This is a genomic window from Arthrobacter sp. NPDC058288 (assembly GCF_042880995.1).
Classification (GTDB): domain Bacteria; phylum Actinomycetota; class Actinomycetes; order Actinomycetales; family Micrococcaceae; genus Arthrobacter.
This window is the reverse complement of sequence record NZ_JBHVYH010000004.1, coordinates 272,364-284,610: the sequence shown is the minus strand read 5'-3', so window position 1 is coordinate 284,610 and position 12,247 is coordinate 272,364. Positions and strand designations below refer to the sequence as shown.

Genomic DNA, 12,247 nt, shown 5'->3' with positions numbered 1-12,247 from the left:
TCACCACCAGCGGTGACGGCACTCCGGGTTCTGGCAGGCCCATTTGGGTATGCCCATCTCCGTCTTACCGGTGGCGGGGTACTCGCGGATTTCCATGTCGATGCAACATCCGGCGAACTCGGTGTTCTCTGGCATTGCTTCGCGCGCCGACGGCATGATCATTCCATAGGCAATCCGCCAGGCCTCGCTGCCACACACCGGGCACTTCCGCGAGACGGCGCGCTTCTTCTTCGGTTCCGGGCTTGGGGCCGTTTCGTCGGGAGTCATGGGAGCACTGTAGGCCCGCGTCCTGACAAAGAGCGCATCTAGGGCGGATTACAAAAAGTTCTTAGGGCCAAGGATTTTTTGTAAGTTACCTCGGGTGCCCTTCAAGGGTGGCTTTGACCGTTCGTTGGGAGGGTCATGGGGTCGTCTAGAGCTACCGTCAGCTCCTCCGCGAGCATTTCATGAGGCGAAGCGGCGACGCTGCGGGCATCTACCCTGCGAACTCAAAGTCGAGGGTAACTTCGGGAGCGACGCCGGCAATTATTCCCCGGTAGAACACCTTGGCTTGATCTTTCAAGGCTTCTTCATTTTGGGAGATGTACATTTGCTTGTTCTCATCGCTGAGAATTTTGTTGACCATCCGCGTTTGGGCGGCCGGTTCAGACAGCCAACTGAGAGGGTTGCCGCTCTCAAGGGGGTCTTCGAAGTGGGGATTGTCAAAGCCTATGCCGGTGAACTTTGGCATGGTCACACGAAACGACTTCGGACCTGTGGATTCGATCTTTACCCGTGACCCGTCGACGCCTAATTTCGCGTCAAACTTGTACTGGAGCAGAGTGGTTTTCTCGGTCGCCGGGATGGCAACGCCGAAAACTTCGCTATTGCTTTCGTACCTGTCGATGCCCTCGATGTGAAGGCTGAGCAAGGCAACCTCTTGCACGCGCGTGACGGCCTGAACCACCTGGGAATCACGTTCGCTGGAGCTGCTGCTGAACAGGGACTTAAGGGCGAGGGCGTTAAGTCCGCCGGATGCGAATGCGGCGACCGCTCCCCCGCCCAGCAGCACCAAAAGCAGCAAGGCCGGCCAAAGCAACACCCGTGCTTTGAAAAACTTCATGACGATTCAATCTCCAGTTTCGTTCGACATCGAGACCCTCGAAATTACGCGGGGTTGTCTAGCCGCACCAGACAACCGTGACAAGTCCCCTCGAACCATATATGGATGCGAAAGGCGGTCGACTACGACGCGCCATTCCGGTCCCGGATCTCGCGGCATGGACCATCGCCCCGACGAGCCAGCTGGTTCCCAACGTGTCTACGAGGCTTGCCACAATAGGTAATGCTGGACTGCTCGCTTCGCGGACGCCCAACTCCACCGCGCTCGGCAGACCCAACCTCAGGCTTACTCCTTGACCGCTTCGTCGACTCCTGCATCCGGCCCGTCCGTCGCGTGTTCGCCGCGCTTTTTCCGCTTGAAGAGTCCCGCCACGTTCCCACCGATGTTGCCTGCCGTTCCTGCGATGGCACCGCCGACACCCTTGACTGCTGTGAGCGCCTGGGGCTCGTCCGGAATTCCGTCGCCGTCGATGTCTACGCTCCGGAACACCCGTGACACGGTGTCGGCCGCGGTTGCCACCCCTGCACCGACTGCCGCAGCGCCCGTTGCGACGCCGCCTCCCACCGTGGTGGCAGTACCCGCAATCCAATTCCCCGTCAGCTTCGCGGCGTCCTCCATGGCTGCGAGAGCTCGGTTCTGGTCGGCATCGCCATCCTCTGCCTCGGGCCCGGCAGGAATGACGAGGTGCTCGGGGAACACCTCCGGAGCTTCGGCGAACGCGGCCCGGGCCGCGTTCACGACGTCGCGGCCGAACACGAAGCGCGTGACGCCTCCCGTTATGGCTCCGACGCCATATTCGATCGTGGCCTGCTGCTTTCCGCTCAAATTTTGGCGGACGGTGTCTAGCTCACCGGTCTCAATGGTACGAACCAGACTCTGCGCGGCGCCGCCAGGAAGGCTATCGGCGAGCGTATTCGCCCAATGCGACCAATCCGCGCGACCTGCCGCAGCAGTGTTGCCACCTACGACGACACCTTCGACCGCCGAGCTCGATAGGTCTGTGGCCATCGTCGCGATCTGTTTCTGGCTAACGCGTTCATTTGAAAGTCCGTAGACGAGGGCAAGAGCTTGATCTTTGTCGAGATCCATCCCGTGGATATCGGCAATAGCGAGCGCGAAAACCGCCGTTATTTCGAATTGCAGTTGCTCATCGCCGGCTGGAAGTAGCGCCGCAGCCCGTTGTGCACCGTTCTTCGCAGTACTCATCGCCATGTTTTTTGCGGCTTGTTTCGCAGCGCTCTTGGCGGCATTTTGGACTGTCTTCTTGGCGGCCTGTTGACCTGCACTTTTCATACCGGCCGCCGCTGCCCCTACTCCAGGGATCATTGCGATCCCAATGTCAGCGGCGATCGCACCGGCACTGATAAGGGCGCCAGCGGTGGTGATCGACGTCGCGTAGTGACGCTCCAACATCTGGATAACCTCGGCCGGCGTCGCCTCCGGGTGCCGCCGACGGAGCCTCATGACGTACTTACGAGCAATGGTGTGACGAGCACTCACCGCCTTTGCGATATCACGCGTGGCGTCCTCTCCGACGAGCTCCGCCTCCAACGTGATGCTTTCGATATCGGCCATCGCTTACTCCTTTGGTTGCACCTCTCACGAGGCGTGAACGCGGCGTACAGGCGAGAATCCGGCCGTGCCGCACTTGGATCCATGGCGATTCTATTCATGGATCCAGGCCTACTAGGTCGCGGCGCGTGCAAACTCCTCGACCAAGCGACGACCGTCTGCCCAAAATACATAGCCCTGTACCTTTCTGACGGACCGGCTAGCAGGCAGCCCACCACGCAACCCGTCACCCGGCCGATCTCATGCTCACCACGGCCAGCCCGGCACAACAGGACGGAGGGCGCGCCCGTCAGACCGGACGCGCCCTCCGCGTGCACCGAACCTACGAAAGAGTCCGCAGCCCGTGGTTCAGTCGATAAGCACCGGGAGCTTTGCGCTCTCCGAAGACTCGACATGCCCCGAAACCTTCCCGTTCCGGTGGTGCACCCAACACGCCACCGCCAAAAGAGCTACGAGCGCAAACGTGCTCAGGAGCTGGGGACGGGAATCCTCGCCGATGAAGCCCACCGTGAAGATCGCAGCGAGGATGACCAGACCAAACACCGTGAGCCACGGGAAGCCGGGCATCCGCAGGGGAAGTTCTGTTCCCTCGCGGTCGGCGCGGAGGCGCAGCGCCAGCTGGGCGAGGAGCGCGGACGTCCACACCAGCAGGCACGTCGAGCCCACGATATTGAGCAGGACCGGAAGGACCTTCTCGGGGAAGGCCAGCTCCAGCACAACCGTGACAACGCCGAAGGCAACGCTGGCCAGGACTGCAACAACCGGCACACGCGCCTTGGACACCGAGGCAAGCAAGCGTGGTGCCTCACCCCGCTCCGCGAGGGAGTACGCCATCCGTGACGCACCGTAGAGGTTGGCGTTGAGGGCCGAGAGCAGAGCCGCCACAGCTACCAGGGTGATGGCGGTGGCCGCGCCGGGCATGCCGGCCGCATCCAGCACCGCGGCGAACGGGCTCTTCAGCCCCGCCGAACCGACGGGGACCACGGCCGCGATCACGAAGATGGCACCGATGTAGAAGACCAGGATGCGCCACAGCACCGTCCGGACTGCCTTCTTCACACTGCGGGCAGGTTCCGCGGTCTCAGCTGCCGCCACGGAAACGATCTCGGTGCCGCCGAACGCGAATGCCACCACGAAGAGTGCCGTGGCAATGCCGGCAAAACCGCTGGGTGCGAAGCCGGCTCCGGTGAAGTTGGAGAGGCCCGGCGACTGCACGCCCGGCAGCCAGCCGAAGAGCAGGGCAGCGCCCACCAGGAGGAACCCGACGATGGCCGCCACCTTCAGCAGCGCAAACCAGAACTCGAACTCGCCGAAGTTCTTCACGCTGGTGAGGTTCACGGCGGTGAGCACCACGATGAACACGAACGCCATCAGCCACACCGGCAGGGCCGGGAAGATGGTCGTGAGCAGGCCTGCCGCGCCGAGCGCCTCGGCCGCGATGACCACCACCAGCTGCAGCCACCACAGCCAGCCCACGGTGGCACCGGCCACCGGCCCGTAGGCCTTGGCGGTGTAGACGGAGAAGGCGCCGCTGTCCGGGTTGGCGGCGGCCATCTCGCCGAGCGCCCACATCACCAGGATGATGAGCGTGCCGGCCACGAGGTAGGAGATCAGCACCGCCGGGCCGGCAGCCTGGATGCCCGCACCGGAGCCGATGAAGAGGCCCGCGCCGATGGCGCTTCCCAGGCCCATCATGGTGAGCTGGCGCGGTTTAAGGGCCGCGCCGAGGGCGCGGGCAGACGTCTTTGTCTGTTGTTCCATTGGGGATTCCTCTGGTTGTAGGTGGAACGGGTCGGAAGAAGGTCAGTGAGTGTTCAGGCCGCGTGGGCTGCCAAAAGCCGGAGCACGCGGTCGTTGGAGGCGGGATCGGCAACGGTGATCCGCACGCCGTCGCCCTGGTACGCCCGGACCAGGATGTCTGCGCGGTCGAACGCGTCCACTAGCCTCGCCCGGAGGTGGTCATCGGCCCGGATCCACAGGAAATTGCCCTGGGTCGGCTGCAGTTTCCAGCCTTGGGCTTCCAGCTGGGCGGCCATCCGTGTGCGCTCCTGCCTGACGGCGGCCACCCTTGCTTCCATCTCCTCCCCCGCGTCCAGCGAAGCGATGGCCGCCTTCTGGGCCAGCGCGCTCACGGAAAAGGGAAGGGCGGTGCGCCGCAGTCCCTCGGCAATGGCCGGCGCAGCCACGGCGTATCCCACGCGCAAGCCAGCGAGCCCGTAGGCCTTCGAGAAGGTGCGCAGGATGCAGACGTTCGGGTACTGGCGGTAGAGCGCCAGGGAATCGGGGCCGCTGCCCGCTTCGGCGTACTCCACGTAGGCCTCGTCGATCACCACGAGGATGTCGGAACGGACGGATTGCAGGAAAGCCACGACGCGCTCGTGGCTGATCGGCACGCCGGTGGGGTTGTTGGGAGTGCAGAGCAGGATCACCTTGGTGCGGTCAGTGACGGCCACGGCCATGGCGTCGAGGTCGTGGCCCTCAGCATCGTCCAGCGGGATGCGGACCGGCCGGGCGCCTGCCAGCTCCACCAGGATGGGGTACGCCTCGAAGGAGCGCCAGGCGAAGATCACTTCATCGCCGGCGTCGCACAGTCCGGTGATGATCTGCTGGAGGACGCCCACACTGCCGGGTCCCACCGCGACCTCCCCGGCGGTGACGCCCAGGTGCCCGGCGAGCCGTTCGCGGAGTTCGACGGCGGCACTGTCCGGGTAGCGGTTCATGGTGCCGGCCGCTTCGGCCACCGCAGCCGCGGCAGCAGGCAGCGGAGCGTAGTGGCTTTCGTTGCTGGCGAGGGCTGCGATGTCCACGCCGGCGCCGCGCCGGCCCGGGACGTAGGACGGAAGTCCGGACACGGCGCCGCGAAGGGTGGGAAGCGCGGCATCCGGTGCGGTGAGGAGCTGATCACGGGTCATGAGGACCGATCATGGTTGTGATCCGGCCCACAATGCAAGATACCCTCAACCCATTGGGACTTCTGCTCAACTTCTAATGACTGTGGTGAAAATATGACCATCCCGACCCCTCGCACCCTGGATTCGCTCGACGGCAGGATCATCCTGGCCCTCGACAAGGATCCGGAAGCCAGCGCCCTGGCACTCTCCCGCACGCTCGGCGTCGCACGGAACACGGTCCACGCCCGGCTGGCGCGGCTCGAGCGCAGCGGCGCCCTCCGCTCATTCAGCCGGAGGCTGGACCCCGCCGCGCTGGGCTATGACCTCATGGCCTTCCTCTCGCTGTCCATCAGCCAGACCCGCACAGGCGCGGTGGAAGACGGACTCGCCGCGATCCCGGAAGTCATCGAGGTGCACGCCACCACCGGAGACGCGGACCTCATGGCCAAGGTGGTGGCCCGCGGCACGGCCGATCTCTACCGCATCACCAACGAGATCCTGGAAATCGACGGCATCCAGCGGACCAGCACCGCCATTTCCGTGCTGGAACTCATGCCGCCCCGCTACGACGGCCTCCTGGCCCGGCTCTCCGAGCAGGAATCCCGCAGCGCGAACTAAATGGTGGGTGACAAATGGGCACAGGATTTTCTCCTGCGAATTGCTGTCATTTCCAATTTCAACGCCGCCGGTGTCGCTGCAGGCCCGGAGCACGATGCAGAAGACAAATCATAGGTGACCCTCACGTTATGGCACTGGGCACCTTCCTGGCAGTCGTAGACGACGACTCGCACCAGATTCACGTCCAGGCTCCCGTCGACCGCATGTCAGAGACTCCGCGGAACGCGCGGCCCTTTGGCGGCAGCGTGGGATCGGACAACAACACAGTCTACGGAGACCTCGTGGGATTCGCACCGGAAGAGATCTGCGATCTAAGAAACCAGGCGCATCATCTGACGGCGGTCCAGTTATCCGAATCAGGGATGGGGTGCTGCCCGACAGCAAGGACGGCACCCGCCGGAGTACCCGGACGATGTACTGCAACGCGAGCGGCACAGTCGTCGCCAGAGAGACATCATCCAGCAGTAGGGGATGGCAAGCTCGGAGCCCGGAGCGGAGGCGACGTGACCAGACAGCCCACAGATTGCACGTAGCTCGTCGGCGCTTTTGGCTTCTAAGGACGGTTGCGTTGATGACGTCCTGGCCGACTCAAGCATTCTACGGCCCGCAATAAATGGTTGCGAAGAAAGCCCCCTTTCCCAGTCGACGGAGCCTTCGAGATATCAGGCGAACCATGCGAACTGGTACGGGTGACCAACACTGCGTTGAACGCCAAGTCCTGAGCTCTTTGGGAAAGTCCTGCTCTCGCAATGTTTGCACCCTCCACTCCCCTTCCGGCGAACGATCCTCACGCGTCAGTTCTGCAAAGAATTGTTTTGGAGGCCAACGAGGACGGACCAAACATTCACGCGCTCGATCCGGCATCTACATGGCCGCGCCCTTGCTGCACCTGAATCTGAACGGCACCACTTATAGACTCGAATTGACTCGAACAGCAGCGCGCACCTAGTATCGTTACATACTCAGTGCGGGACGTATGGGCCCGCTTTAACTGAAGAGGCGACGCAAGTCGCCTCTTCTGCTTTAAGCTCCGGGAGGTAGGGGCGAACCCAGGGCGACCCACACGGGCCCCTTGGTCTTCGCATCAATTTGGACGGCCGCGAATCGCGCGCCAGGCTTGTGGTCACCCGTTCCGAGGATGAGACCGCGCCTGTTTGAAGCATCGGTTCCCAGATGGCCGCCTTTAGGCAGGGCCGCTGCAACCCGTATGACGTGAATCACATCAGGGTCAAAGGCCCGATCGGACATCACCGCCCCCAGCCTGCCGATCAGCCTTCCCGTCGTAAGGTGTCGTACCACGGTGTCGCCGGGCACTACGCCACCGGCCGGGAACGACGACGACATGACTGAGTTTCCTTCGCCTTTCAGCTTGACCGTGAGAAGGCTGGACCGGCCTACAACGGTGAGTCTCTCGACAGGTGGATGGGCAGCCGGCTTTGAATCGAGGACGAGCACCGGGAATCCGGCGTGGCTCGCAACGGCGAAGTCGACGTCGACGGCGTAGAGTCTAACGGGATCGCCGGAGAGAGCAGATTTGAGGCTGCTCTTGGCAATTCCTTCAAGCCCGGTCGGGTGGGTGTACATACCGGAGTTCTTTCCTGGCCGCGGCGTCCAGTCCATGGCTACCTGTTCAGTCAACGCCATGGCGGCCAGTTCGCGCAGCGCGTGCCCGCTCGCGGCCGGGTTGAGGTCTGCCATAACCTCCAGCAACAGGGGCGTGAGAAGAAGATGCGGGTGAGGCCGGCGCTGAACTACATCGGTGGCTGCGACATATACGGGCACCCCGACCTGCAGTCCGTAGTCTACGGAGGGGCTGAGGTCGATGTCTTTGCTGAGGACGACCACTGATTCAACGTCAGATCTTCCATGCAGGATGGCGTCGACGTACTTGGTGATGCACACGTTGCATGCGCCGTCGACGATTTTCTCCTCGACGCGAGTTGTCCCGTCGCTGTTGTTCTTCACGTGGAGTTCTCCGAGGAGGACTTCGGCGTCCGGGTCAGACTCGATCGACTGTTTGTATTTATCGTTCGAAGCGTGCTGAGCGGCGAGAGTATTGATGTCCTTGTCGCGCGCCAGCGCCAGCCCGACGTGGACGTGGGACACGTCGAAGCCGACCATGGCAAGGCTCGCGCGGACGCCACCTACAGTGGGCCGATGTCGCTGCCCCATCACAGCCGAAACCTGCCCAAGCACGTTTCGGCTGTCCACGATTACAGCAGTCTTCCCCACTGGGCTGCCTCCTAAGGTCCAATATTCAAGGTCACAAATCCATCTACATCCAATATATCACCCCTTTGTGTTGTAAGTTAGAGGTATGAAAGCTTCGAACTTTGAGACCTCCGTGTTCGGAAGTGTGCAGAAGGATGCAAGCAACGGCTTCAACTGGTTCTTGCCCGCCCCGTTGCCAAAGGACGTAGAACTCAGCGATGAAACACAGATGGCGCTGTCGAAAGCGGACGGGGCGGTTGGGCGGCTCGACGGTGTGGCGCGCCTGCTTCGCAATCCCGAACTCATCAGCAGGCCGTACGCGGCACGGGAAGCCGTAGCAAGCTCGCGAATCGAAGGCACACAAGCGACACTGACGGACGTGTACGAATCCGAGGCAGGAAACCCCAGAGCCTACGTCCAGGACGTCCGCGCGATAGAGGCCTATAGGCACGCGCTCGATGAAGGACTTCAATATGTGCGTGATCAAAAAGTCGACCTCTCTCTCGTTCAGCGCGTTCATGCCATCCTCGTGGGGAACCACTCAGACATGTCGCCTGGGCAATGGCGAACCACTCCTGTTTGGCTCGGTTCACCCACAAAGGGCCCAGAAACTGCTCGATTCGTTCCGCCGATCGGACCGGCAATGATTGAGAATTTGGAGGACTGGGAGACTTGGCATGCGAGGCCGCCACGACTGCCTTTGCTGATACGCATCGCCCTGCTTCATTATCAGTTTTTGACAATTCATCCATTCCGCGATGGCAACGGTCGTGTCGGCCGGATGCTGATTCAACTCCTATTAGAGGAGGAGCGCGCGCTGTCGGCTCCCCTTTTGTACGTCAGCGCCTATTTCGCTGCAAACCGCACGGAGTACTACGACCGACTGCAAAATGTTCGCGAAAAGGGCGAGATCCAGGAATGGCTGCAGTTCTTCCTCACGGCTGTGCATGTTCAGGCCGAGGATGGGCTCGCCCGGGCACTTCACCTTTTGGAACTCAGGGAAAAGTACCGAGCCGACCTATCTGGTGTTCGCAGCCGCGCTCCAGAGGTCGTAGACATGCTTTTTGAGAACCCTGTGGTTACCGCCGCCCAAGTTCAAATGCAGCTAAACGTATCGAACCAGGGAGCTTTGAACCTGCTCAGGTCCTTGGAACGGCGCCAGTGGCTCAGCACGTTAGGATCCTTCGGTCGGGGCGGCACAAAGTTCTGGTATGCCCCTCAGGTTCTTCAGCTCTTCGATGACGAATCAAGACCAGCGCCTGAGGAGTCCGAATAATGCAGTTCTGGCGTAGACGAAACCCTTGACTGACATCTCTCGTCGATCTGCAGGCCCTCGGAGTGCTCTCCAACGCCCGGTGACGTATTTGCATACAGACAACATCAAGGAGCTCACGCCGATCTCCCTTCGCCAGGTAACTGCTGACAGTCGCTCCCGCACGCTCGGCGTCGCACGGAACACAGTCCACGCCCGGCTGGCACGGCTCGAGCGCAGCGGCGCCCTCCGCTCATTCAGCCGGAGGCTGGATCCCGCCGCGCTGGGCTATGACCTGATGGCCTTCCTCTCGCTGTCCATCAGCCAGACCCGGACAGGAGCGGTGGAAGACGGACTCGCCGCGATCCCGGAAGTCATCGAGGTGCACGCCACCACCGGAGACGCGGACCTCATGGCCAAGGTGGTGGCCCGCAGTACGGCCGATCTCTACCGGATCACCAACGAGATCCTGGAAATCGAGGGAATCCAGCGGACCAGCACGGCCATTTCCGTGCTGGAACTCATGCCGCCCCGCTACGACGGCCTCCTGGCCCGGCTCTCCGAGCAGGAAACCCGCCCTTCCAACTAGTTGCCGGTGATCCACGCCACAGGTGGGCAAATTTTCACTCTTAGCTAGCTCTGGCTGCCAAATATCCCATCCAAAACACACTCTCTTGCCGATCCGTGACTTAGCCCACAAGATTCCTGCATGACTACTCTTACCGTCTCAGGCCGCGTGGCGCAGGTTCTCAGCAGCTACCTCACCGATCTCTTCGGTGTCATGGGCAACGGAAACGTCTACTTCCTGGACGCCGCGGAGAAGCTGGGCCTCCGCTTCTCCCCCGTCCGGCACGAAGGGGCCGCCATCGCCGCGGCCGACGCCTACTACCGTGCGTCCGGACGCCTCGCAGCGGGCACCACCACCTACGGCCCCGGCTACACCAACGCGCTCACCGCCCTGGCCGAGGCGGTCCAGGCGCAGATCCCCGTCGTGCTGGTCACCGGTGAGGCTCCGAGCACCGGCGCCCGGCCCCAGGACGTGGACCAGGCAGCAATCGCCGCTGGCCTCGGCGCGGCCACCTTCACCGTCACCCGCGACGCCGCGGGCTCCATCGCCCGGCAGGCGGTGGAGTACGCACTCACCAAGCGCACCGCCGTCGTGATTGCCATTCCCTACGACCTCGCGGCACTCGAGGCGGCAGATGAAGAGCTTCCGGCGCCGTTGGCACCCCAGGTAACGGACGACGGCGGCGCCGGCCTTGGGCAGGTGGCCCGCCTGCTCGCCGGGGCCAAGCGGCCGCTGATCCTCGCCGGCCGCGGTGCGCACCTCGCCGGTGCCGGCCCGGAGCTCCGCGAGCTTGCCGACCGGTTGGGCGCGCTGAGCGCCGGAACCGCCCTGGCGCTCAACCTCCTCCAGGGCGAGGGGTACCTCGGCGTCGCGGGCGGCTTCGGCACGGACACCGCCGCCGGGCTTATGGGCGAGGCGGATGTGGTTCTCGTGGCCGGGGCCAGCCTGAGCCCCTTCACCCTGCGGTTCGGGCACCTGCTCGGCCCTGACAGCACGGTGATCCAGATCGATTCCGCCCTGCAGCCCACGCACCCGCGGGTGGACCTGTTCGTCAGCGCAGACGCCAAGTCCGCCGCCGGACGCATCCTCCAGCTGCTGGACAGCGAGGCTTCAGCAGAAGCGTGGCGGGCGGAAGCCCGCAAGCGTCTGGCCGAAGGACCGGCCCACCACCCCGGCTCCGACGAGACTGCGGATGGCCGGCTGGACCCTCGCTCCCTTGCCATCGCATTGGATGCCGTGCTGCCGGAGCGCCGCACCGTGGTCCAGGACGGCGGGCACTTCCTCGGCTGGGCCCCCATGTACTGGAAAATCCCGCGGCCGCAGGACCTGGTGATGGTGGGCACGGCCTTCCAGACCATCGGGCTGGGCCTTGCCAGCGCCGTCGGGGCAGCCCGTGCGGTGGAGGACGGCCGCACCCTGGTGCTGGCTTCCGGTGACGGCGGTTTCCTGATGGGCTTGGCCGACCTCGAATCGCTGATCGGCGCGGCGGACAGCGCCGTCGTCGTCATTTACAACGATGCTGCCTACGGAGCGGAGATCCACCAGTACGGCTCCAAGGGCCTGACCGAAAAGCCGATGCTGATCCCCGAAGTGGACTTCAGCGGCGTCGCCCGTGCTTTGGGAGCTGAGTCCGCGATCATCCGTTCACTGGCAGACCTCTCGGCGCTACAGGACTGGATCGACGCCGGCGCCAAGGGAACCTTCGTGGCCGACTGCCGGATTACGTCGAGCGTCCGGGCGCCGTGGATGAGCGAATGGATGCAGGCCAAGCAAGAGGCGAAGGCGGCGGTGGCGGGCTAGCGGGGAAGCGGGGAAGAAGCCGCCACAGCGACGCGACCTCGCCGCCGGCGAACGCACAATAGGGGAAGCCCCACCAGCAATGCTGAAGGGGCTTCGACTGTTTTGATTCCGTTATGACGAACATCATCTCCCGAACTTGTGGGAATTCTGGTTCTTCCTGCCTCGTCATCGGCAGACCACGTGGATCAGATCCACAGTGTGTTCCAGGGTTCCCTGTTGTTCGTTCCCGCCCT

General features: G+C 63.3%; 10 protein-coding genes. 4 read left to right on the top strand and 6 right to left on the bottom strand.

Going from position 1 to position 12,247, the window contains the following annotated elements; all coding sequences use genetic code 11:
* From ACFVWT_RS13965 to hisC, 5 genes are all read right to left on the bottom strand, one after another.
* Positions 1 to 267 carry a hypothetical protein gene (locus ACFVWT_RS13965; protein WP_390248685.1) on the bottom strand — a complete coding sequence of 89 codons (267 nt, stop codon included), beginning with the start codon at positions 265 to 267 and terminating at the stop codon, positions 1 to 3.
* Positions 268 to 475: 208 nt separating this feature from the next.
* Positions 476 to 1,102: a hypothetical protein gene (locus ACFVWT_RS13960; RefSeq protein ID WP_390248683.1), complete on the bottom strand. Its 627-nt coding sequence runs from the start codon at positions 1,100 to 1,102 to the stop codon at positions 476 to 478.
* A gap of 285 nt (positions 1,103 to 1,387) precedes the next feature.
* Positions 1,388 to 2,677, bottom strand: coding sequence for a hypothetical protein (locus tag ACFVWT_RS13955; protein ID WP_390248681.1), 1,290 nt, complete (start codon positions 2,675 to 2,677; stop codon positions 1,388 to 1,390).
* A gap of 345 nt (positions 2,678 to 3,022) precedes the next feature.
* The gene (locus tag ACFVWT_RS13950; protein ID WP_390248679.1) at positions 3,023 to 4,435 is read right to left on the bottom strand and encodes an amino acid permease; all 1,413 of its coding nucleotides are present in this window, start codon (positions 4,433 to 4,435) and stop codon (positions 3,023 to 3,025) included.
* A gap of 53 nt (positions 4,436 to 4,488) precedes the next feature.
* Positions 4,489 to 5,586, bottom strand: a complete 1,098-nt coding sequence (hisC, locus tag ACFVWT_RS13945; protein WP_390248677.1) for a histidinol-phosphate transaminase — start codon at positions 5,584 to 5,586, stop codon at positions 4,489 to 4,491.
* Positions 5,587 to 5,679: 93 nt separating this feature from the next.
* Here hisC and ACFVWT_RS13940 point away from each other — a divergent pair, with 93 nt between their 5' ends.
* The gene (locus ACFVWT_RS13940; protein WP_390248675.1) at positions 5,680 to 6,183 is read left to right on the top strand and encodes an Lrp/AsnC family transcriptional regulator; all 504 of its coding nucleotides are present in this window, start codon (positions 5,680 to 5,682) and stop codon (positions 6,181 to 6,183) included.
* Between the two features lie 1,023 nt (positions 6,184 to 7,206).
* Here the strand turns inward: ACFVWT_RS13940 and ACFVWT_RS13935 are convergent.
* Positions 7,207 to 8,415, bottom strand: coding sequence for a hypothetical protein (locus ACFVWT_RS13935; protein WP_390248673.1), 1,209 nt, complete (start codon positions 8,413 to 8,415; stop codon positions 7,207 to 7,209).
* Between the two features lie 85 nt (positions 8,416 to 8,500).
* On the opposite strand from ACFVWT_RS13935, the gene ACFVWT_RS13930 reads away from it, so the two are divergent.
* The 3 genes from ACFVWT_RS13930 to ACFVWT_RS13920 all read left to right on the top strand — a co-directional run bounded on the left by ACFVWT_RS13930 (position 8,501) and on the right by ACFVWT_RS13920 (position 12,014).
* Positions 8,501 to 9,670, top strand: a complete 1,170-nt coding sequence (locus ACFVWT_RS13930; protein WP_390248671.1) for a Fic family protein — start codon at positions 8,501 to 8,503, stop codon at positions 9,668 to 9,670.
* Positions 9,671 to 9,758: 88 nt separating this feature from the next.
* On the top strand, positions 9,759 to 10,235 hold the full coding sequence (locus tag ACFVWT_RS13925) for an Lrp/AsnC family transcriptional regulator (RefSeq protein ID WP_390248669.1): 477 nt from the start codon (positions 9,759 to 9,761) through the stop codon (positions 10,233 to 10,235).
* Positions 10,236 to 10,355: 120 nt separating this feature from the next.
* A complete protein-coding gene (locus tag ACFVWT_RS13920; protein WP_390248667.1) occupies positions 10,356 to 12,014 on the top strand; it encodes a thiamine pyrophosphate-binding protein in 1,659 nt (552 codons plus the stop codon).
* Positions 12,015 to 12,247: the final 233 nt, after the last annotated feature.

Bases quoted from the DNA above. Each gene is read 5' to 3' on its own strand.
- ACFVWT_RS13960 (WP_390248683.1), bottom strand. From the start codon at position 1,102: ATGAAGTTTTTCAAAGCACGGGTGTTGCTTTGGCCGGCCTTGCTGCTT.
- ACFVWT_RS13955 (WP_390248681.1), bottom strand. From the start codon at position 2,677: ATGGCCGATATCGAAAGCATCACGTTGGAGGCGGAGCTCGTCGGAGAG.
- hisC (WP_390248677.1), bottom strand. From the start codon at position 5,586: ATGACCCGTGATCAGCTCCTCACCGCACCGGATGCCGCGCTTCCCACC.
- ACFVWT_RS13965 (WP_390248685.1), bottom strand. From the start codon at position 267: ATGACTCCCGACGAAACGGCCCCAAGCCCGGAACCGAAGAAGAAGCGC.
- ACFVWT_RS13920 (WP_390248667.1), top strand. From the start codon at position 10,356: ATGACTACTCTTACCGTCTCAGGCCGCGTGGCGCAGGTTCTCAGCAGC.
- ACFVWT_RS13950 (WP_390248679.1), bottom strand. From the start codon at position 4,435: ATGGAACAACAGACAAAGACGTCTGCCCGCGCCCTCGGCGCGGCCCTT.
- ACFVWT_RS13940 (WP_390248675.1), top strand. From the start codon at position 5,680: ATGACCATCCCGACCCCTCGCACCCTGGATTCGCTCGACGGCAGGATC.
- ACFVWT_RS13930 (WP_390248671.1), top strand. From the start codon at position 8,501: ATGAAAGCTTCGAACTTTGAGACCTCCGTGTTCGGAAGTGTGCAGAAG.